This is a genomic window from Parapedobacter sp. ISTM3 (assembly GCF_016533505.1).
GTDB classification, from domain to species: domain Bacteria; phylum Bacteroidota; class Bacteroidia; order Sphingobacteriales; family Sphingobacteriaceae; genus Parapedobacter; species Parapedobacter luteus.
In genome coordinates, this window is the sequence record NZ_JAENGN010000003.1 from 33,276 (window position 1) to 53,643 (window position 20,368).

Below are 20,368 nucleotides of genomic sequence, written 5' to 3' on the forward strand. Positions count from 1 at the left end.
TTTGGGTGGTTATAATTTTGGTTATTTCCATGTAGCGATACGTCAGGAGTACTATCCAAACGTATATGCCGGGTGGTGTTGTGAGCATCATCCGGATTTTTCGCTGTAAATGAGGCCTCAACTCATTCGGGTGCTGGTTTTATCATCGCTTTTCAGTTTAATTGGTTATTTAATCGGTCGTGTTTAATTCATGTTATTCGGTACCCACAACGAGCTGAAGTCCGCTCTTTTTAGCGATGACTTCGAAGTCAAGCCCGGCTTCCTCCAATATGCTCAAGAACGCTCCAAGCGACATATTTCGCTCAATCTTTCCATAGAACTCAATCGTATGCAGGTCGTTTCGGTAAACCACTTCGATATCGTACCATCGTGCCAATTGGGCAAAAGCCTCCTGTGGCGAATCGCCGTCGAAATAGAAAAACCCGTCTTTCCATGCGGTGTGCTGGCTGACATCCACCCATTCAACCCGAACGGATGATGTGTCGACAATCCCTTGCTGGCCCGGGCGGAGTGTGAACGGCGCATGCGCGTGATTAATGCGCGAGTTGTCAAGCCCTATCTGCACCTTTCCTTTTACCAACGTGGTTTTCGTTTCGGGCTCGTCTGGGTACGCACTGATGTTGAATTCGGTACCCAGCACGTTGATCGTCTGCCTGCCGGAAATGACCTTAAAAGGTCTGGAGTCTTCCGCAACAACAAAATACCCTTCGCCCGTGATTTCAACAACACGTTCATTACGGTCAAAGGCTGTCGGATACCGTAACGACGAGGATGCGTTTAGCCAGATTTGCGTACCATCTTGCAATACGATTTGGTATGTTCCCCCTCTCGGTGTCGTGAGTATAACATACGGCGGACCGGTGTGGCCTGTCGGTGCAGCTTCGTATTGATCCAGTAGTCTGCTGCCATCAGTATAGGAAATGTTCTGATCTCTGAAAATTATCCCATGTTGTGTTTCATCGAGCGTGATTGTCCGCCCATCAGTGAGTGTTAAGGTAGCCCGGTTTCCACCTGGTTGGATGTTCTCTGCACGTACGATATCCGACCGCGTATGGCCGGGTTGTTTTTCAAGAAACCACCAAGCCAAGGTAGCCGCTGCGATGACCATCGCTGCAACATACGGCAGCCACTTGTTCAACCGACGTTTTGGACGACGTGCGATGGATCGCCGGATATGTTCATTCATGCGTTTGAGACGGACAACACCCACTTCCGTGTCAACGAGGAAAAGCAATGTACGTAGATCTTCCCGGAGCGTTTCTTCGGAATCCAACCGGGCAAGCGTTGCGCGATGTTGGACATCTTCATCTGCCCATTGCTCGATTTGTTGGTTTTCTGTATCGGTGGCAATCCCCTGTAGCCTGCGCACAAGCAATTGCTCGATGTCTTTTCCGGTTCTCAATCTAAGGGTCTTTGGACGCTATTACGATATTTCCAATGAAACCTTTCCGATTATTACAAAAAAACTGTATCCGGAAATGCTCACGTTTTAGGAGCACGACAATTCAAATTGCCGATTCGCTAACGACAAAAAAGCGACGTAGATTAACAGGTCTTTTCCTTTAAATAACTTTTGAAGCCGTGCTAATGCTTTGGAGCGTGCGATGAATACGGCGTTTGAATTCATGCCCAATTCAGCGCCTATTTCTTCCGTGCTCAATCCATCAATGAAAGTGAGTTTAAAAACCCGTTGTTGCGTAGGCGAGAGCCTCTTGATCGCTGCGTAGATGAGTTGTAAGGTTTCCGCATGTATCATCCGTGCGAGCAAGTCGCTGTCTGCCTGTAGCAACTCTTCCTTAAGTTCGCCGGATGCCGCCCGTAGGCGATTTCCAATTCCTTTAAGGTAGTCTATGCAAGCATTGCGGGTGGTTAGGTAGAGGAACGATTTCAGGTGTGCTTCGCTCTCCAACCGTTCACGGGCTTCCCAAAGCTTCAGGAACGCATCCTGGACGAGCTCTTCGGCTATCGAATCGTCACCGACCATACGGTAAGCAAACAGTAAAAGGCCCCGGGCATACCGGTCGAAATACGCGGAAAGTATCCGCTCATCTCCCGACTTGAACTGTTCGAATGACATCTATTTATACCGTTGGTTGCAACAAGTATAGCAAATTTGAACAATACCGCAATTTAAAAAAGCCCCCGGAACCGAAATGGCGCCGGGGGCTGTATGAGGGCTGGGAATACTTCCTTATTTACTTAGGTACATCGACTTTTTGGCGTACATCTCGCGGAAGAACGGATCATCCAGATCTTTGATAAAGCGAATTGCCTCGCCCGTCGATTTCATTTCGGGACCCAGCTGTTTATCCACATCCGGGAATTTGTCAAACGAGAAGACCGGTACTTTGATGGCATAACCCGTAAGCTTGCGTTCGATGTTGAAGTCTTTCAGTTTGTTTACGCCAAGCATGATCTTGGTGGCAATATTGATATAAGGCACGTCATAAGCCTTGGCAATAAAGGGCACGGTGCGTGACGCCCGCGGATTGGCTTCGATGACATACACTTTTTCGTCTTTGATGGCAAATTGTATGTTGAGCAAGCCCTTTACTTTGAGAGCCTTGGCAAGCTTGATGGTGTATTGCTCCATTTGGCGCTGCACGTTTTCAGGCAGGCTGAATGGCGGAAGTACGGCACTTGAATCGCCCGAGTGTATGCCTGCAGGTTCAATGTGTTCCATCATGCCGATGATATGAACGTCTTCACCATCGCAAATAGAATCAGACTCTGCTTCCTCGGCGCGGTCAAGGAAGTGGTCGATAAGAACACGGTTGCCCGGCAAGTTGCGCAATAGTTTTACCACAGCTTTTTCGAGTTCTTCATCGTTGATGACGATGCTCATACGCTCGCCCCCGAGCACGTAGCTTGGGCGTACCAGTACCGGATAACCCACTTCGTTCGCAACCTTGAGTGCCTCCTCGGCACTTTCAGCTACGCCGTACTTCGGATAAGGGATGTCGAGCGATTTCAGTAAATCCGAGAAACGACCGCGATCTTCCGCCAAATCCATATCTTTGAAGGAGGTTCCGATGATTTTGATGCCATTGGCTTCGAGTTTCTCCGCCATCTTCAAGGCAGTTTGACCCCCCAACTGTACGATTACCCCTTCAGGTTTTTCCAATGCTATGATTTCGCGGACGTGTTCCCAATAAACGGGTTCAAAATACAACTTGTCGGCCATATTGAAATCGGTGGACACCGTCTCAGGGTTGCAGTTGATCATGATAGACTCAAATCCGGCCTCCTTGGCTGCCAGCAGGCCATGCACACAGGAGTAGTCAAATTCAATGCCTTGTCCGATACGGTTCGGACCAGAGCCAAGCACGATGATTTTCTTACGGTCGGACACCACCGATTCGGTTTCTTCCTCGAAGGTTGAATAATAGTAGGGAGTTTGTGCCGGAAATTCCGCTGCACACGTATCGACCATTTTATATACCCTTCGGATGCCGAGTTCCGTGCGGCGGTGGTATACATCATCTTCCGTGACGTTGCCCAGCAACCAGGCAATCTGTACATCCGAATAGCCTTTTTGTTTCAATGCGAGGAAAAAGTCGCGCGGGATATTATTCAGTTGATACCGGCGTAGCTCGGCCTCAAGATGCACCAACTCTTGGATTTGTAGAAGAAACCACTTGTCGATGTGCGTCGCTTTCCGGATGGATTCCAACGGAACGCCCAGCTCAAACGCATCTTTGATGTGGAATATGCGGTCGCTGCTTGGGTGTTCGAGGCTGTGCATAATCTCCTCAAGGTTGCGCAGTTGCTTGCCGTCAGCGCCCAGCCCATGGCGTCCGGTCTCCAAGCTTTGGCAAGCTTTCTGCAACGCTTCGATGAAGGTACGGCCAATGGCCATGACTTCGCCTACCGATTTCATTTGTAGGCCCAATTCGCGGTTAGCCCCCTTGAATTTAGCAAAGTTCCAGCGAGGAACTTTCACGATGACATAATCAAGCGTTGGTTCGAAATACGCGGAAGTCGTCTTCGTGATTTGATTTTCGATTTCATCGAGGTTATAGCCGATGGCTAACTTCGATGCAATTTTGGCAATGGGATATCCAGTGGCTTTAGAAGCTAATGCCGACGAGCGAGATACGCGCGGGTTGATTTCGATGGCGATGATTTCCTCGTTTTCCGGATTGACAGAAAATTGCACATTACATCCGCCCGCGAAGTTGCCAATGGCCCGCATCATTTGGATGGCTTGGTTGCGCATCTGTTGGTAGCAACGGTCGCTGAGCGTCATACCGGGTGCTACCGTTATCGAGTCGCCGGTGTGGATACCCATCGGGTCGAAATTTTCAATGGTACAGATGATAATGACATTATCATTGTTGTCGCGAAGCAATTCCAGCTCAAACTCTTTCCAGCCCAATACGGCCTGTTCTACCAATACCTCATGCGTAGGAGAGGCTTGCAGTCCGCGGCTAAGCGCAGCTTCGAAATCTTCTTTCTTGTGTACAAAACCACCGCCCGTGCCACCCAAGGTATAAGACGGCCGGATAACCAGCGGAAAGCCGATTTCCTGGGCAGCTTCTTTCCCTTCGAGGAAGGAGTTGGCGATTTTCGATTTGGCGATACCTACCCCGATGTCAACCATCAGCTTGCGGAATTCTTCGCGGTTTTCCGTCTTTTCAATCGCGGCTACATCCACGCCGATAACCTGGACATTGTATTTTTTCCAAAGGCCGCGCTCATCGGCTTCGATGCAAAGATTGAGCGCTGTCTGCCCACCCATGGTTGGTAGGACGGCATCGATGCGGCGTTCCTGGAGGATTTTTTCAATGCTTTCACACGTCAGCGGAAGCAAGTAAACGTGGTCGGCAATGACCTTATCGGTCATGATGGTCGCGGGGTTCGAGTTAATGATGGATACCTCAATCCCCTCCTCTTTGAGCGACAAAGCCGCCTGCGAGCCGGAATAATCAAATTCGCAGGCCTGTCCAATGACAATGGGGCCTGAACCGATAATCAAAACAGAATTGATGGAAGTGTTTCTGGGCATTATATGGTGAAAAACGTTAACAATGTTTCAACGATACCTGGTGTCAAAACAGCGAGAATGCCTGAGAAAATGAGGTAGGATATTCCGACTGTTTTGTCGGAGTGCAAAGGTATACTTTTTTTGTGGAATAATCCGTGAAATATTTTCATTATCTGATCACGGCGCGGATAGGTTTGTTTTGCGGTATTATTGGCTTATTTTAGGAATTTTTTTCGCTATTGTCATTAATATTTTACCTTTGACGCCGGTAAAAGGATTATTTAAATTCGAGGCCGTTAAGAATAAATTTATTTACAAATGAAACTGTCATGGTTTTTAAAAATCACAAAGTGGAATAATTAAACCATGACAGCTTTATCGCCACTGAAAAAAAATAAAATAGATGAAAATCAGATTGTTATTATCAGCTCTTTTTTCTGTTTGCGTGATGACATCCTTTGCGCAAAGCGAGTATAACCAGTCGGTTGGGTTGCGATTCGGTGCCGGTCATTATGATTGGATAGCCGCGTCTTACAAGATGTTTATTGCCCGGCCTGCGGCCGTGGAATTTAATCTTGGCTTTAGCGGAGCCGATAGGAGATGGGGCGGAAATGACTGGAATTGGTCATCCCTTGCGCTGTCAGGCACATACCAATATCATTTCGATATCCCCGAAGTGCCGGGATTAAAATGGTTTGTCGGTGGCGGACTTTCACTATATACCGCATTTTCGGATTTAGATGATTTTCAAGGCTTCGGCGTGGGTATTTACCCGACGGGTGGGGCAGATTACAAATTTGATAATATTCCTTTAAATCTGTCGGCCGATTTAAGGCCTACCATTTATATCGACGGATTAAAGCAACGGGGGAATTTCTTTCCTAATCTAGGCATCGCTGCGCGGTACACATTTTAGCCGGCTTCAGCTAAAGACTTTTCAAAGGCATTGCCATTAGCTGATGGAGCTGATGGCAATTTTTATTTGTGTTAACTTGGAAATGAGACCAGATAGCAGCCGATTGGTTAAAATAGCAGTGGTAGGGCCCGAGTCTACCGGCAAGTCGACTATAGCCGAACAGTTGGCCAGAGCGTACGGTACCATATGTGTACCGGAATATGCGCGGGAATATTGCAAATACCTTAACCGTGAATATACATTGCAGGACGAATTGAATATGTTTTACGGGCAATTGGCGCTCGAACGCAGCTTGGTGCCGCTTGCAAAAAAAAACCGCTTAATCTGCGATACCATGATACTCACGATTAAGGTCTGGTGCGACCATCTCTTTGGTTATACACCAGCCGTTGTTCTTGAGACACTCCGATCTACGCATTATGATTTTTACTTATTAATGGATATCGATTTGCCGTGGGTGGATGATCCGCTGCGTGATTTCCCGCACCTTCGGGAGCATTTTATGGAAGTGTGGCACCAAGAATTACAGGCAATCCAGGCAAATTACGCGGTAATTTCCGGGCAAGGTGAGGACCGGTTTGCAAACGCCCGGAAAGCCGTGCAAGCCTTCCTCGAAAGGCCGCTTTAAAATGGAAGCGCGAAGACGCCAAGTAAAGGTACTGTGCCGCCCATAGCGTCTCCGTACGGCGAGGAAAATTAATACCGGTAATGATCCGGTTTGTAAGGGCCTTCGACGGGTACACCGATATACCCGGCCTGGTGTTCGTCCAGCGTATCCAGTTCGACGCCAATCTTAGCAAGGTGAAGCCGGGCTACTTTTTCATCGAGATGTTTGGGCAGCGTGTAAACTTTATTTTCGTAGTTCTCGCTGTTGGTCCACAATTCAATCTGTGCGAGCGTCTGGTTTGAAAATGAGTTACTCATCACGAAGGAAGGGTGTCCGGTAGCACAGCCGAGATTGACCAGCCGGCCCTCGGCCAACAGGATGACATCCTTGCCGTCAATGGTGTATTTGTCTACTTGCGGTTTGATTTCCACCTTTGTGTCGCCGTAGTTAGAGTTGAGCCACGCTACATCGATTTCATTGTCGAAATGGCCGATATTGCACACCACAGCCTTATCTTTCATCGTCCTGAAATGTTCTGGGCGGACAATATCCCGGTTGCCGGTGGCCGTTACAATAATATCGGCTTCCTTGACGGCGTTGGCAAATTTCTTTACTTCATAGCCTTCCATCGCTGCTTGCAATGCACAGATGGGGTCGATTTCAGTGACGATGACGCGTACTCCGGCGCTGCGCAATGATTCGGCAGAGCCTTTACCCACATCGCCATACCCCGCTACCACAGCTACTTTGCCGGCCAGCATCAGGTCGGTCGCACGGCGGATAGCGTCGACCAACGATTCGCGGCATCCGTATTTGTTGTCAAATTTGGATTTGGTGACCGAGTCGTTTACATTGATGGCAGGCAGGTGGAGGGTGCCGTTCTTCATGCGCTCATAAAGACGGTGCACGCCCGTAGTGGTTTCTTCGGATAAACCTTTAATGCCACTAATTAACTCAGGGTATTTATCAAACACCATATTAGTGAGATCGCCACCGTCATCCAATATCATATTGAGTGGCTTACGTTCCTCGCCGAAAAATAAGGTCTGTTCGATACACCAGTTGAATTCATCTTCTGTCATGCCTTTCCAGGCGTATACCGGGATGCCTGCTGCGGCAATGGCAGCAGCGGCATGATCCTGGGTGGAGAAGATATTACAGGATGACCATGATACTTCTGCACCCAATTCAATAAGCGTTTCAATCAGTACAGCCGTTTGAATGGTCATGTGCAAGCAACCGGCGATGCGAGCCCCTTTCAACGGTTTGGAGGTGCCGAACTCTTCACGGATCGCCATGAGACCGGGCATTTCGGCTTCTGCCAGCTCGATTTCTTTGCGGCCCCATGATGCGAGGCTGATATCCTTTACTTTGTAGGGTATATAGGAGGTGTCTATTGATGACATATTCGTGCTACTTTAATGTAAATAAAACGGAAACAAAGATACGGTATCCCGATGTGATTTTCAAATCTGGATAAACACAACGCGCTGATAACCCGATGGGCGGTTCTTTTGTAAAAGGAACGACACTGTTTCCTATATTAGAATAGCTTTGAATTTGATATAAAAGTAAACTAAAATTGAGTAATAACGTACGATAATGGTCATTTTATTATAATTTCATCGAATAAAATACGATGGAAATACGATGGATTTACGATGAAATGAAAAAGTAAAGCAGTTATTAAATAAGTTTTAATCCGGTTTCATCGGCCAGCCTTCATGGATATTGTGGCGGTGCATTGGCCACGCCCTTTAGGATGAATTCTGACATTGGGGTGAAAGTGTAGAGTTGTTTAAGGCGAAACGGAGCCGTATCTTTGCAAAGATTTTGTATACGAATTGATTAAATTAAACAATAGAAAGGAATAAACACATGTATCCTGAATACTTAGTAGCGCCGATGCGCAAGGAGCTGACTGACGTTGGCTTTGAAGAACTGAAAACCCCCGAAGAAGTTGATGCGGCCATTAAGCAAGAAGGGACCGTATTTGTGGTGGTAAATTCCGTATGCGGTTGTGCCGCGGCGAATGCCCGTCCGGCAGCGATTGCCGCTGTCAAGCATGAAAAGCATCCCGACAAGACAGTCACGGTATTCGCGGGTATGGAAAAAGACGCGGTAGATAAAGCTCGTTCTTACATGCTGCCTTATCCGCCGTCATCGCCGGCTATGGCATTATTTAAAGATGGCAAACTCGTACACATGATTGAGCGGCATCAGATTGAGGGACGCCCCGCGCAGATGATTGCGGATAATCTGGTGGCCGCATTTGATGAATATTGTTAATGATTGTTGGTGGTTGATAAAAAGGGGCCGTCTTCTATGTGGAAAAACAAGTTTATCGGCGAGTTTTTTTACGTAGAAGGCGGCTTCTTGGTATTAACTATATTTTCTTTTTGGTAAGCTCAGAATTTTGAGCTACTTGTTCCCTCTATCATTGCTCTTTTAGCTTTCTGAACATAGACCATCCTCCGTTTCCGATGTAAGCAAAATCAGTGGGAAAATAGGCGTCAATAGGACTACGTTGCTTTCCTATTTGCACAATCTACAAGAGAGCGGGCGTACCCTGAACCTGCTCCGGTCTGCCAAAGGTACCAGCCGGTTGCAGAAGCCGGAAACTTTTTCACCAATCAGTTTTTCTCGGTTCATTAACCCGTATCTGCGGCCCGATGTCTGCGAATGTACGGACCGTGATGAAAAAACTGTCTAAAAATACTCACTATTGGGTATTCTATTCGACTGGAAACACCGTTAGATTTGTCAAGGTCTATCAAACAGCTTTAATAAAATGAAAAGGAAGATTGCAACAATGAAGACTTTTTTGTCATGGAATAACCTTGCACTGATCACGTTGGTTTTGGTCGTATCGGCCTGTGCGAAAAATGAATTGCCGGAGGTTGACGAAGGTGAGGAGGATGGTTATTATGTGACGATGACCGTCAATGGCAAGCGTGTTGACTATAAGTCGGGTGTAACGGCTGCGCTGAGCAAAGCTCCCGATGAGACTATCGATTACCAGCAGTTCAGTTTGACGGTGGAGGGTAGTGAGGGTATCAGGAGAGGTATCATAGGAAAAGAGGCCCTTTTCCTGAATTGTTTTGTGTACGATACCTGGAAACCAAACAAAAAATACGAAAACACGTTCGAGCCAGACGAAACGACGGGTATCGCTGATAAACAAGATCAAATAAGTGTGCAATACCTTACCGAGGCGCTGGCGAGCCAGTATGTCTATGTGACGAATAGCTCGTTTCAGACCGGTTCGGCTCACGTTATTTTGAAAGAGGTTACCTCAACTTACTTTAAAGGAACATTCCACGGTGTCTTGAGTCAAGCGGTATTGCCTTACATGACGCCCTTAGGCAATATCGTTGAATTGGAAACGCCCCTTGTAATCGACGGGGAATTTTATGCGCGGAGATAAGTAGTATAAAAAATTTACGCCAACACTCCCCGGCTGCTAAACATAATGGCGAGCATCCCCGGAATGAAAATGTTCCGCAGAATACCATCAACCAGAAAACCAAAAAAAACCGGCTCGCATTAAACGAGCCGGTTTTTTTGGATGTTAGTCCGATATCTCTGGCTAACGTCTGTCAGTCCTCAGTACTCAATGGGCACATTCAATTCGACCCGACTGCCCCGTTGCGGTACGCCGACAATGCGGACGATACCCCGCTCGGAATTTGCCAATGCTGCTTCAACATCATCAGCGCTGTTTACCGGTTTACCATTGATATGGGTAATTACCAGGCCGCGCTGTACATTGAAGTAGTCAAAGAGTCCTCCTTGGTGGACTTGCGTGACCACAACACCTGACGAAACGCCCAGTTCTTTCTTCCTGGCGTCGGTAGCAGGAACAAACCCGGCACCTAACTTGTTATAGATCTCCGTGGCACTGCGTTTTGCTTCGCTTTCCGCTCTGCTGCTTTCGGTGGCACGTGTGTCTTCTTTCAATGTAACGGTGACATCACGTTCCTTGCCATCTCGTTTATAGGTCAGTTTCACCTTATCGCCCGGGCGTAACCGGTAAATCCGTTCCTGCAAATCCGAAGACGAGGTAATAACCCGACCGTCGAGCTTGGTAATGATGTCTCCTTTTTTAAGGCCAGCTTCCTCAGCTGCACCCTTGGAGACAATTTCCATGATGTAGAGGCCGTTTACATCGCTAACTTCCAGTTCCTTTGCTGCCGTTGGGTTGAGCTCCCTGAACGTGACGCCTATCAAACCGCGTTTCACCATGCCAAATTTGATGAAGTCATCGGCAATTTTCTTAACCAGGTTGACAGGAACCGCAAAACCATAGCCTGCGTAAGTACCTGTTGGGGTCATGATATTGGAGTTGATGCCAATTAGTTCGCCATTGGCATTGACCAGGGGACCGCCACTGTTTCCTTTATTGATCACGGCGTCGGTTTGGATAAACGATTCAACAGCAGTATTGAGCATGGGCTCGTCGTCTGACTGCGGATAACCTCGCTGTTGATACTGCCGTTGCTGCAATTCGCGGGCGATGATGCCTGTGGAGCGCCCAGTGGCGCTGACGATACCTGCTGTTACCGTTGATTCCAGTCCAAGCGGGTAGCCCACTGCCAATACCCATTCACCGATGCGGACATCATCCGAATCGCCGAACCGCACGAAAGGCAGCCCTTTTTCGTTGATTTTGATCAACGCAAGGTCCGTGTTTGGATCGCGGCCGATGATTTTTGCTTCCACTACACGTTTATCCGTGAGCTGCACCTCAATTTTATTGGCATCTTCTACCACGTGATTATTGGTGACGATATAGCCATCTTCGGAAATAATTACGCCTGAGCCGGTCGCCTGAGCCGGTGGTTGCGAGCGCTGTGGCCGTTGCCTTGGTACACCGAAAAATTCCTCAAACAAGTCAAGCGGAGCCGCGCCACCGGAGCTTCTCGTACGCCCTGGATAAGTCGTGGTGATATGCACAACTGCAGGAGCAACCGTGGCGGCTGCTTGCGTGAAATCTGGATTTCCTGTAGACGAAACTACATTTGGTACCGGGTTATTGGCGTAGTGCAATTGTTGCCGTTCCTCAAAAGACATTTTACTTTCCTGTTTGTTTTCAAACAGTTTATAACCGCCCACAGCTATCAAGCCTCCTACAAGTGCGGTCAATAATGTTAATCCTAATTTTTTCATCATAATTCCAATCGTTATAAGTCGAAATTTTGTTTTTGCAAAAAGCTGTTCAAATGTAATACCATTTCATGATCCAAAGCAAACGAGGGGCGGCACTTTTCTGTTAAATAATGTTAAAGCAAAAAAAGACCGGATTGCAGGAAAACCACCTAAAATCTGCCAGCATATGACTACCTTTGGCTGGTTAAAGGGTATATCATGGAAACACACATATTCTACAAATACCAGGGAGCGGGTAATGACTTTATTATTTTCGATAATAGAAATGAGCTATTCGACCGCGCAAACGTGGATTTGGTGCGAAAGCTTTGCGATAGAAGATTCGGTATCGGAGCTGATGGGTTAATGCTATTGCAGGACGTAGAGGGGCATGATTTCGAAATGATTTATTACAATGCGGATGGTCATGAAGGGAGCATGTGCGGCAATGGCGGTCGGTGCATCGTGGCGTTTGCTCAAGATCTGGGGATTACCGGAAGCCAGACTGACTTTTTGGCAGCTGATGGCGTGCACCATGCCCGGATCCATGCCAATAACGTGGGTTGGATAAGCTTACAGATGATCGATGTCGATGCCGTCCAACAAGACGGCGAAGCCTATATATTAAATACCGGTTCGCCACATTACATCAAAATCGTGCAGCATCTGGATACATTTGCCGTGTTTGAGGAGGGGCGTAAAGTTCGTTATAACGATACCTACCGCGACGAAGGAATCAATGTGAATTTTGTACAAGCTGAGAACGGAGGCTACTACGTGCGCACTTACGAGCGCGGTGTGGAGGATGAAACGTTGGCATGCGGTACGGGCGCTACCGCTGTGGCCTTGGCGATGGCATGGCGCCAAGGGGAGGACGGCGAGTTTGAGACGCCGATTCGCGTAGCGGGAGGGAAACTTACTATCCGTTTTTCCAAGGCAGGTGATCATTTTACGAATGTTTTCTTAGAGGGCCCGGCCGAGTTCGTTTTTAAAGGTGAGATTTCGTGGTAATGGGACTTGGGCGTTTTATCCTGTATTACCATCTCTTCGCATTGTTCGTGGCTTTGCTGGCTTTGGCATTACAACGGCTATTCGGTGAGAGCGACCTGCTGAGCCCTCATTTCTGGTTGCTTTTTGTCGTGGTGTTCACCTTTACCCTGGCTGCTTACCTAATGAGTGATTATGGTATCCGCAAAGGGGGGGAATTGTCCATTTATAGTCTAATAGGCGGGCTTTTTATTAAGCTGTTCGCGTGCTTGGCCGTCGTCGCGTTCTTGATAATAAAATTCCCTGAAAATAAGATGCTTACGGCATTTAACTTTTTTTCATTATATTTATTGTTTACCCTCTTTGAACTTATATGTTTGTTACGTAACTTGCGCGACCAAAATCAGACGTAAAAAATTGGGAATAGATGGATTTTAGGCACTTTTTCGATTCAAAAAAAATAAGCTTTATAGCAATTTTCGCCGTTTTAACGACCTTTTCAGTCGCTAAGGCCACCACCACATACGCTGCATCGGATACCGCTGCAGCAACGGGTTATGAAGCGCATGCTGATGAAGAATTTGAGCCGACCAAAGTAATCATGGAGCATATTAGCGATGCGCATGACTGGCACCTCTGGGGCCACACTTCGATCCCACTTCCGGTTATTTTATATACAGATAAAGGCTTTGAGTTTTTTCTTTCCTCCGCATTTCACCATGGGGAACATGACCACCCCGGCAAACACTACACGTATCGACTGGTCGACAAAAAGAAAATTAAAGTGGTGAACGCTGCGGGGGCAGTGGATGAAGAGGCTTCCAAGAACGTATGGGACTTTTCCATTACGAAAAATGTAGCTTCCATGTTCCTGTCAGTAATCGTCTTGTTGCTGATTTTTACTTCCGTGGCAAGGGCTTACAAACGGCGGGAAGGCAAAGCGCCCAAAGGACTGCAATCCTTTTTGGAGCCGATTATCCTCTTTGTGCGGGATGATATTGCACGGCCGAATATTGGCCATGGCTATGCCCGGTTTATGCCGTTGTTGCTCACCATTTTCTTTTTTATCTGGGTTAATAACCTGCTGGGGCTGATACCGATTTTCCCGGGAGCAGCGAATGTCACCGGGAATATTGCGGTGACGTTTGTGCTGGCGCTTATCGTGTTAATCGTAGTCAATGTCAACGGTAATAAATATTATTGGAAACATATCTTAATGCCCGATGTGCCTTGGTGGTTGTATCCTATCATGATACCGGTGGAATTGGTCGGGGTGATTTCCAAGCCATTTGCGTTGATGATCCGTTTATTTGCCAACATTACGGCAGGGCACATCATCATCCTTAGTTTGATTTCGCTCATTTTTGTGTTCAAATCGCTGGCGATAGCACCGGTATCGCTCGCCTTCGTATTGTTTATGAATGTGCTGGAGCTGCTGGTGGCTGCGTTACAGGCTTTTATATTTACTTTGCTTACCGCGCTGTTCATTGGTATGGCGGTAGAGGAGCATCATTGATTTGCAAATCCTTATATTAAATATACATTAAATTAAATTTGTTATGGTAGGTTCAATTGCGGCAATTGGTGCCGGATTAGCAGTGATCGGTGCCGGACTTGGTATCGGACAAGTAGGCGGTAAGGCAATGGAAGGTATTGCTCGCCAGCCTGAGGCTGCTTCCAAAATTCAGACCGCTATGATTATCGCTGCTGCCCTTATCGAAGGTGCTGCGCTGTTTGCAATCGTAGTGTCTTTGATGGGATTGTAATCCTTCGCAAAGAAGCTGAATTAGAAGCCGGACACCTGACGGTTGGTCTGGTGTCTGGCTTTCATTTAAACGAAACTAAATTTAAAAGGATATATGAGTTTTGATATTGGTAATCCGAGCATCGGATTGGTATTTTGGACACTTATCGCGTTCCTGTTATTGCTGTTGCTTTTGCGGAAATTTGCGTGGAAGCCTATTATGGAGGCTATCGGTGAACGTGAGAAGTCGATCGAGGACGCGCTGACGTCTGCCGAAAAAGCAAAAGCGGAGATGGCTCGCCTGACCAACGAAAATGAACAATTGCTAAAAGCAGCGCGCGCGGAGCGCGACGTTATCCTGAAGGAAGCCAAGGCATTGAAAGACCAAATTGTAGCAGATGCAAAGAATCTCGCGCAAGCCGAGGGGGCCAAACTGATTGAGCAGGCACGGAAGGAAATAGACGATCAGAAAAAAAGGGCATTAGCAGACGTGAAAAACCAAGTTTCATCCCTTTCGCTTGAGATTGCCCGCAAAGTCCTCCAAAAAGAGTTTGAGGATGAACGCAAGCAAGAGGCGTTGGTGACTGATTTGCTTAAAGACGTGAAGTTGAATTAAAGTAGCCCGCAGCTAACCGCATAAGGATATGTCAGAATTTACAGTTGCATCACGGTACGCTAAATCACTCATCGATTTGGCCCAGGAACAAGGGAATCTGGAAACCGTGAAACAAGATATGGAACGTTTTATAACGGTATTGCGAGCCAATAAAGCGTTACAGGCCGTATTGCAGAACCCTATTATAAAGCAGGATAAGAAAAGCGGCATCCTGGACGCGCTATTTAGCGATAAAGTCCATCCAAGTATTACAGCTTTTTTCCATATCATGGTACGGAAAGGCCGCGCCGGTATTTTATACGGGACCGCACAGGAATTTATCCGTGCATACAATGGAGTGAAGGGTATCATCCATGCAAAGGTCACTTCGGCAGCGGCGCTTTCGGCAAAGAACCTGGATGCCTTACGCCAGATAATTGCCGGCGAAGTGAATGCTGAGGTGGTGTTGAAAAACAGCGTGGACCCCTCATTGATTGGCGGCTTTGTGGTGACGGTAGGTGATAGGCAAATTGACACAAGCATCGCAGGCAAGTTGAAGAAATTGGAACTTCACTTCAATTCACAAGTTGTAAAAATATAAGAAACCCCTAATAAGACAGAAATGATAGAGGTAAGACCCGATGAAGTATCGGCAATTTTAAGAGAACAGCTGTCGGGCTTCAAATCAGAAGCCGAGCTTGAAGAAGTGGGTACCGTATTGCAGATTGGCGACGGTATAGCACGGATATATGGTTTAACGAAAGTCCAGTCTGGCGAGCTGGTTGAATTTGAGAATGGCTTGCAAGGCATTGTGTTGAATCTTGAAGAAGACAACGTGGGTGTCGTATTGCTTGGCCAGTCAGATGAGATCAAAGAAGGAGATACTATCAAACGTACCCGCCGTATCGCCTCCATCAAGGTAGGGGAGGGTATGTTGGGCCGTGTGGTAAATACGTTGGGACAACCAATAGATGGCAAAGGCCCCATCCTTGGCGAGACCTACGAAATGCCTATCGAGCGCAAAGCTCCGGGGGTTATTTTCCGCCAGCCGGTAAATGAGCCGCTACAAACCGGTATTAAGGCGATTGACGCGATGATTCCAATCGGCCGTGGCCAGCGTGAGTTGGTTATTGGTGACCGCCAAACTGGAAAAACAGCGGTGTGTATCGATACCATCATCAATCAGAAAGAATTTTACGATGCAGGTGAGCCGGTATATTGCATTTATGTAGCTGTTGGTCAGAAGAATTCAACGGTAGCAAACATCGTGCGCACCTTGGAGGAACATGGTGCAATGCCCTACACGATTGTGGTCTCCGCTTCGGCTGCTGATCCTGCGCCGATGCAGTTCTATGCACCCATGGCCGGGGCGGCCATCGGTGAATTTTTCCGTGATACGGGGCGTCCAGCACTGATTATCTATGATGATTTGTCGAAGCAAGCGGTCGCTTACCGCGAGGTTTCGTTGCTGCTCCGCCGTCCGCCGGGCCGGGAAGCATATCCCGGTGACGTATTTTACCTGCATAGCCGGCTTTTGGAACGTGCGGCAAAAATTAATGCTTCGGATGACATCGCAAGGCAGATGAACGATTTGCCTGACGCCATCCGGCCGTTGGTCAAGGGAGGAGGCTCACTCACGGCGCTTCCTATCATCGAGACCCAGGCGGGTGACGTGTCGGCGTATATTCCTACCAACGTGATATCCATCACAGACGGGCAGATTTTCCTGGAGTCTAACTTGTTTAACGCAGGTGTTCGCCCAGCGATTAACGTCGGCATCTCGGTATCACGTGTAGGTGGTAATGCCCAAATCAAGTCCATGAAGAAAGTAGCCGGTACATTGAAGCTTGACCAAGCGCAGTACCGCGAACTGGAAGCATTCGCTAAGTTCGGTTCGGATCTTGACGCGGCGACGAAGGCAGTATTGGATAAGGGCGTACGTAATGTGGAAATCCTGAAACAAGGACAATTTTCGCCCGTGCCCGTAGAAAAGCAGGTGGCCATCATCTATGCCGGTACAAAAGGACTGTTTCGAAATGTCCCGGTGGACAAGGTGAAAGCGTTTGAAGCCGAATACCTCCAGCAGTTGGAGCTGCGCCACCCGGAAGTGCTGAAAGCACTTAAGGAAGGTAAATTTACGGATGAGCTTACTGGTGTATTAGAAACCGTGGCTAAAGAATTGGCCGGTAAATATTAGCGAGTTTACGATTTGCGATTCAATTTGAAGTCGTAGATCTAAAATCTAAAAGTAGATATGGCAAATTTAAAGGAAGTACGAAACCGAATTACATCGGTCACTTCTACACAGCAAATTACGAAGGCTATGAAAATGGTCTCCGCGGCGAAGCTGAAGCGGGCAACCAATGCCATTGTGCAGTTACGTCCTTATGCGGAGAAGTTGCGGGAGATTCTGGTCAACGTATCTGCCAGTGTGGAAGGCGGAACTTCTCCCTACACGGTGGATCGTAAGCCAAATAGGGTGCTGGTAGTTGTCATCGCTTCCAACAGGGGATTAGCGGGTGCGTTCAATACGAATGCCATCAAAACTGCGAACCAGTTGATTGCCGAACGTTATAGGGAGCAACTGCAGGCGGGTAATGTGCGCATTATCGCTATCGGTAAACGGGCACAGGACTACTACCAGAAACGTAAATATCAGGTTATAGGCGACCACAATGATTTGTTTGCCGCGCTGAATTTCGAAAACACCTCAACGATCGCTGAAACCATTATGAAAGGGTTTGTGGACGGCGAATACGACAGGGTTGAATTGGTATATAACCGGTTTAAAAATGCGGCTGTCCAAATCCTAACAACCGAACAACTGTTGCCGCTGTTGCCGGCTACGGTAGCATCGGACAAGCCAACGGTGGAAGCGGATTATATCATTGAGCCATCTAAGCGCGAGATAATCGAGGAATTGATACCGAAAGCGATAAAAGTACAGCTTTATAAAGCGATATTGGATTCGCATGCTTCTGAACATGGGGCACGGATGACCGCGATGGATAAGGCGACAGACAATGCAGGCGAATTGTTGAAGTCGCTTAAATTATCCTATAATCAAGCGCGTCAGGCTGCTATTACGACTGAACTCACCGAGATTGTGAGCGGAGCAGCCGCGCTGTCCAATGGATAGTCGATCATACAACGTTTGATAAAAAGGGCACTTGTGCCCTTTTTGTTTTTTTGGCGAATGAAGAATACCTATTATTGGGTATATGTTTTGATAAACAATTCGCATACTTTTGTGTTATTAATCCTGAAAGTGGCCAACATACCCTTTGGCAAGGTTATTGAGCGAGTAGCAGGATAGGTGATGGGGGCTTTTGAGGTTAATAATTTGCTATTGTTGTACACATGTTGTAGCAAAAGGTAGATTACACTCGTTGCAATGAGTGAAGGGTGGGAGCGGCTACAATTATCAAGCTTACATGAAAGAACTTATACTTCGCTTCAAAACCGTACCTCGTTGGGCAATATTATTGCTGGATCTTTTGGTTTTAACATGGTCATTCACGCTGTCTTATCTTATTGCTAAGCAATTTAATTTCCATGACATTACCCGGGGGCATTTCTTCGTCCATACGGCGGTTTATAGCGGCCTGGCTTTACCGGTATTTTTCCTTATGCGGATACACACGGGCCTGATCCGTTACTCGGATACGCGGGATATGCTCAAGATTTTCTCCGCCATGCTGATCACTTCTGTGACGTATGTGATCGTCGCCTATTTAATCCTTGCAACGTTGTGGAATATTAAAGACAGCCAATTAGGGCTGGTCTTGTTGATTAATTTCTTTATCGCCACCTCTTTTCTGATCATGCTGCGTATTACGGTGAAGAGCATTTACTTTATGCTGATGCGGAAAGTGCGTGATGTAGACACCGTGAGGGTGCTGATTTACGGTGCTGATCAGAATGCGATTATGGCTAAACAAGCGCTGGAGAACAGTACGGAGTCGAAATTTATTATTATCGGTTTTATCGATACGAATAGAAGCAAATTAAATAGCTATATCGAACGGAAGCGGGTTTATCATGTAAAGGATCTGGCAGCGTTGAAAGACCGGTATGCCATTGACCAGATGATTTTTGTAAAGGACCACTTGGGCAGTAGGGATAAAAAGGTCATTGTAGAACGTTGTTTGCGATTGGGTATCAAGGTATTGACGGTGCCTCCTGCGTCAGAATGGATATCGGGCAGACTGCGATTGCAACAGATAAAGAATCTGCGCATAGAAGACCTTCTCCAGCGGGCGCCTATACGGATAAATAATGATAAAGTTTGCGATGATTTATGTGGCAAGCGCATTTTGATTACCGGTGCTGCTGGTTCCATTGGGTCGGAGATCGTTCGCCAGGTATTACGCTACGAGCCGCAGATGCTTATCCTTTGTGATCAAGCCGAATCGGCTATGCATGACATACAGTTGGAGATCGAGGAGAAATTTCCGTCGAGTAATGTGGTTGTTGCCATAGCGGATATCCGCAATCTGGAACGCATGCATCAGATATTCAACGACTATCGGCCTGAATTGGTGTACCATGCAGCGGCGTATAAACATGTGCCGATGATGGAACGGAATCCTGGGGAGGCCGTCAGCACCAACGTAGGTGGGACAAAGAATGTCGCTGATCTGGCCGTTCTTTTTGGCGTGAAGAAGTTTGTGATGATTTCTACAGATAAGGCGGTCAATCCAACCAATGTGATGGGGGCGTCCAAACGGATTGCAGAGATTTACACGCAAAGTTTGGATAGGGAACAGTCGCTTCAATTGGTAGACACGGCTACCGGAACAACCAAAACAGTAAAAGGAACACGGTTTATCACCACCCGTTTTGGAAATGTATTGGGCTCAAATGGGTCGGTCATTCCACGGTTCCGGGCGCAAATCGAAAAAGGGGGGCCAATCACCGTAACACATCCGGACATTACCCGGTATTTTATGACCATACCGGAAGCCGTCCAATTGGTATTGGAAGCGGGTACCATGGGCAACGGTGGAGAAATCTATGTGTTTGATATGGGCAAACCGGTGAAGATTATCGATCTGGCCCGGAAGATGATTCAACTCGCTGGATTGAAACCCGATAAAGACATTGAGATCATTTATACCGGTTTGCGTAGCGGCGAGAAACTGTATGAAGAGCTGTTAAATGACGGAGAGAAAGTACTGCCAACTCACCATGATAAAATACACATAGCTCGTGTCAATCCGATGGACTACGAACGGGCTAAACGTGTAATTTACGAACTGATCTCAATAAATGAGCGAAAGAACAGCAGCGGTGTCGTTCGAAAGATGAAAGAGATAGTTCCCGAGTTTGTTAGTAAAAATTCACCGTTTGAAGCCTTGGATTCGGTAGGATAACTACGTTGG

Annotated in this window: 18 protein-coding genes; 13 read left to right on the plus strand and 5 right to left on the minus strand. The window is 47.2% G+C overall.

Going from position 1 to position 20,368, the window contains the following annotated elements:
- Positions 1–193 precede the first annotated feature (193 nt).
- From JHJ32_RS05080 to carB, 3 genes are all read right to left on the minus strand, one after another.
- On the minus strand, positions 194–1,402 hold the full coding sequence (locus tag JHJ32_RS05080) for a FecR family protein (RefSeq protein ID WP_200120217.1): 1,209 nt from the start codon (positions 1,400–1,402) through the stop codon (positions 194–196).
- A gap of 87 nt (positions 1,403–1,489) precedes the next feature.
- The gene (locus JHJ32_RS05085; protein WP_079716321.1) at positions 1,490–2,077 is read right to left on the minus strand and encodes an RNA polymerase sigma factor; all 588 of its coding nucleotides are present in this window, start codon (positions 2,075–2,077) and stop codon (positions 1,490–1,492) included.
- A 114-nt stretch (positions 2,078–2,191) separates the two neighbouring features.
- On the minus strand, positions 2,192–5,008 hold the full coding sequence (gene carB / locus JHJ32_RS05090; protein ID WP_079716312.1) for a carbamoyl-phosphate synthase large subunit: 2,817 nt from the start codon (positions 5,006–5,008) through the stop codon (positions 2,192–2,194).
- 382 nt (positions 5,009–5,390) lie between these two features.
- On the opposite strand from carB, the gene JHJ32_RS05095 reads away from it, so the two are divergent.
- Complete coding sequence (locus JHJ32_RS05095; protein ID WP_079716310.1) at positions 5,391–5,903, plus strand: hypothetical protein; 513 nt, start codon at positions 5,391–5,393, stop codon at positions 5,901–5,903.
- A gap of 82 nt (positions 5,904–5,985) precedes the next feature.
- Entirely contained in the window at positions 5,986–6,531 is a 546-nt protein-coding gene (locus tag JHJ32_RS05100) for an AAA family ATPase (protein ID WP_200120218.1), read from the plus strand.
- Between the two features lie 68 nt (positions 6,532–6,599).
- Here the strand turns inward: JHJ32_RS05100 and ahcY are convergent, their stop codons facing one another.
- Positions 6,600–7,916 carry an adenosylhomocysteinase gene (gene ahcY / locus JHJ32_RS05105; RefSeq protein ID WP_079716309.1) on the minus strand — a complete coding sequence of 439 codons (1,317 nt, stop codon included), beginning with the start codon at positions 7,914–7,916 and terminating at the stop codon, positions 6,600–6,602.
- A gap of 472 nt (positions 7,917–8,388) precedes the next feature.
- On the opposite strand from ahcY, the gene JHJ32_RS05110 reads away from it, so the two are divergent.
- Both JHJ32_RS05110 and JHJ32_RS05115 read left to right on the plus strand, forming a co-directional pair.
- Positions 8,389–8,799: a BrxA/BrxB family bacilliredoxin gene (locus tag JHJ32_RS05110; RefSeq protein WP_079716308.1), complete on the plus strand. Its 411-nt coding sequence runs from the start codon at positions 8,389–8,391 to the stop codon at positions 8,797–8,799.
- Between the two features lie 502 nt (positions 8,800–9,301).
- Positions 9,302–9,937: a hypothetical protein gene (locus JHJ32_RS05115; protein WP_200120219.1), complete on the plus strand. Its 636-nt coding sequence runs from the start codon at positions 9,302–9,304 to the stop codon at positions 9,935–9,937.
- Between the two features lie 179 nt (positions 9,938–10,116).
- Here JHJ32_RS05115 and JHJ32_RS05120 read toward each other — a convergent pair whose 3' ends face one another.
- Entirely contained in the window at positions 10,117–11,679 is a 1,563-nt protein-coding gene (locus JHJ32_RS05120) for a Do family serine endopeptidase (protein WP_200120436.1), read from the minus strand.
- A 198-nt stretch (positions 11,680–11,877) separates the two neighbouring features.
- Between JHJ32_RS05120 and dapF the strand changes: the two genes are divergently transcribed.
- The 9 genes from dapF (at position 11,878) to JHJ32_RS05165 (ending at position 20,359) form a co-directional block, all read left to right on the plus strand.
- On the plus strand, positions 11,878–12,669 hold the full coding sequence (dapF, locus tag JHJ32_RS05125; RefSeq protein WP_200120220.1) for a diaminopimelate epimerase: 792 nt from the start codon (positions 11,878–11,880) through the stop codon (positions 12,667–12,669).
- Positions 12,663–13,058 (plus strand): hypothetical protein, encoded by a 396-nt coding sequence (locus tag JHJ32_RS05130; protein WP_200120221.1) that lies wholly within the window; start codon positions 12,663–12,665, stop codon positions 13,056–13,058. The genes dapF and JHJ32_RS05130 overlap by 7 nt, the downstream gene beginning before the upstream one ends.
- 14 nt (positions 13,059–13,072) lie before the next feature.
- Positions 13,073–14,161 (plus strand): F0F1 ATP synthase subunit A, encoded by a 1,089-nt coding sequence (gene atpB, locus JHJ32_RS05135; protein WP_200120222.1) that lies wholly within the window; start codon positions 13,073–13,075, stop codon positions 14,159–14,161.
- A gap of 43 nt (positions 14,162–14,204) precedes the next feature.
- Positions 14,205–14,411 (plus strand): ATP synthase F0 subunit C, encoded by a 207-nt coding sequence (gene atpE / locus JHJ32_RS05140; protein WP_079716302.1) that lies wholly within the window; start codon positions 14,205–14,207, stop codon positions 14,409–14,411.
- Positions 14,412–14,504: 93 nt separating this feature from the next.
- Positions 14,505–15,005, plus strand: a complete 501-nt coding sequence (locus JHJ32_RS05145; RefSeq protein WP_079716301.1) for a F0F1 ATP synthase subunit B — start codon at positions 14,505–14,507, stop codon at positions 15,003–15,005.
- Between the two features lie 28 nt (positions 15,006–15,033).
- Complete coding sequence (gene atpH, locus JHJ32_RS05150) at positions 15,034–15,585, plus strand: ATP synthase F1 subunit delta (protein WP_200120223.1); 552 nt, start codon at positions 15,034–15,036, stop codon at positions 15,583–15,585.
- Positions 15,586–15,606: 21 nt separating this feature from the next.
- On the plus strand, positions 15,607–17,181 hold the full coding sequence (gene atpA, locus JHJ32_RS05155; protein WP_079716298.1) for a F0F1 ATP synthase subunit alpha: 1,575 nt from the start codon (positions 15,607–15,609) through the stop codon (positions 17,179–17,181).
- A gap of 57 nt (positions 17,182–17,238) precedes the next feature.
- Positions 17,239–18,123 (plus strand): ATP synthase F1 subunit gamma, encoded by an 885-nt coding sequence (gene atpG, locus JHJ32_RS05160; protein WP_079716297.1) that lies wholly within the window; start codon positions 17,239–17,241, stop codon positions 18,121–18,123.
- Positions 18,124–18,418: 295 nt separating this feature from the next.
- The gene (locus JHJ32_RS05165) at positions 18,419–20,359 is read left to right on the plus strand and encodes a nucleoside-diphosphate sugar epimerase/dehydratase (protein WP_200120224.1); all 1,941 of its coding nucleotides are present in this window, start codon (positions 18,419–18,421) and stop codon (positions 20,357–20,359) included.
- Positions 20,360–20,368 lie beyond the last annotated feature (9 nt).

What these genes read in the sequence shown, in the direction of transcription:
- JHJ32_RS05120 (WP_200120436.1), bottom strand. Translation starts at nt 11,679, where the DNA reads ATGAAAAAATTAGGATTAACATTATTGACCGCACTTGTAGGAGGCTTG.
- JHJ32_RS05085 (WP_079716321.1), bottom strand. Translation starts at nt 2,077, where the DNA reads ATGTCATTCGAACAGTTCAAGTCGGGAGATGAGCGGATACTTTCCGCG.
- JHJ32_RS05100 (WP_200120218.1), top strand. Translation starts at nt 5,986, where the DNA reads ATGAGACCAGATAGCAGCCGATTGGTTAAAATAGCAGTGGTAGGGCCC.
- atpH (WP_200120223.1), top strand. Translation starts at nt 15,034, where the DNA reads ATGTCAGAATTTACAGTTGCATCACGGTACGCTAAATCACTCATCGAT.
- atpA (WP_079716298.1), top strand. Translation starts at nt 15,607, where the DNA reads ATGATAGAGGTAAGACCCGATGAAGTATCGGCAATTTTAAGAGAACAG.
- JHJ32_RS05115 (WP_200120219.1), top strand. Translation starts at nt 9,302, where the DNA reads ATGAAAAGGAAGATTGCAACAATGAAGACTTTTTTGTCATGGAATAAC.
- JHJ32_RS05095 (WP_079716310.1), top strand. Translation starts at nt 5,391, where the DNA reads ATGAAAATCAGATTGTTATTATCAGCTCTTTTTTCTGTTTGCGTGATG.
- dapF (WP_200120220.1), top strand. Translation starts at nt 11,878, where the DNA reads ATGGAAACACACATATTCTACAAATACCAGGGAGCGGGTAATGACTTT.
- atpE (WP_079716302.1), top strand. Translation starts at nt 14,205, where the DNA reads ATGGTAGGTTCAATTGCGGCAATTGGTGCCGGATTAGCAGTGATCGGT.
- carB (WP_079716312.1), bottom strand. Translation starts at nt 5,008, where the DNA reads ATGCCCAGAAACACTTCCATCAATTCTGTTTTGATTATCGGTTCAGGC.
- ahcY (WP_079716309.1), bottom strand. Translation starts at nt 7,916, where the DNA reads ATGTCATCAATAGACACCTCCTATATACCCTACAAAGTAAAGGATATC.
- atpG (WP_079716297.1), top strand. Translation starts at nt 17,239, where the DNA reads ATGGCAAATTTAAAGGAAGTACGAAACCGAATTACATCGGTCACTTCT.
- atpB (WP_200120222.1), top strand. Translation starts at nt 13,073, where the DNA reads ATGGATTTTAGGCACTTTTTCGATTCAAAAAAAATAAGCTTTATAGCA.
- JHJ32_RS05145 (WP_079716301.1), top strand. Translation starts at nt 14,505, where the DNA reads ATGAGTTTTGATATTGGTAATCCGAGCATCGGATTGGTATTTTGGACA.
- JHJ32_RS05165 (WP_200120224.1), top strand. Translation starts at nt 18,419, where the DNA reads ATGAAAGAACTTATACTTCGCTTCAAAACCGTACCTCGTTGGGCAATA.
- JHJ32_RS05110 (WP_079716308.1), top strand. Translation starts at nt 8,389, where the DNA reads ATGTATCCTGAATACTTAGTAGCGCCGATGCGCAAGGAGCTGACTGAC.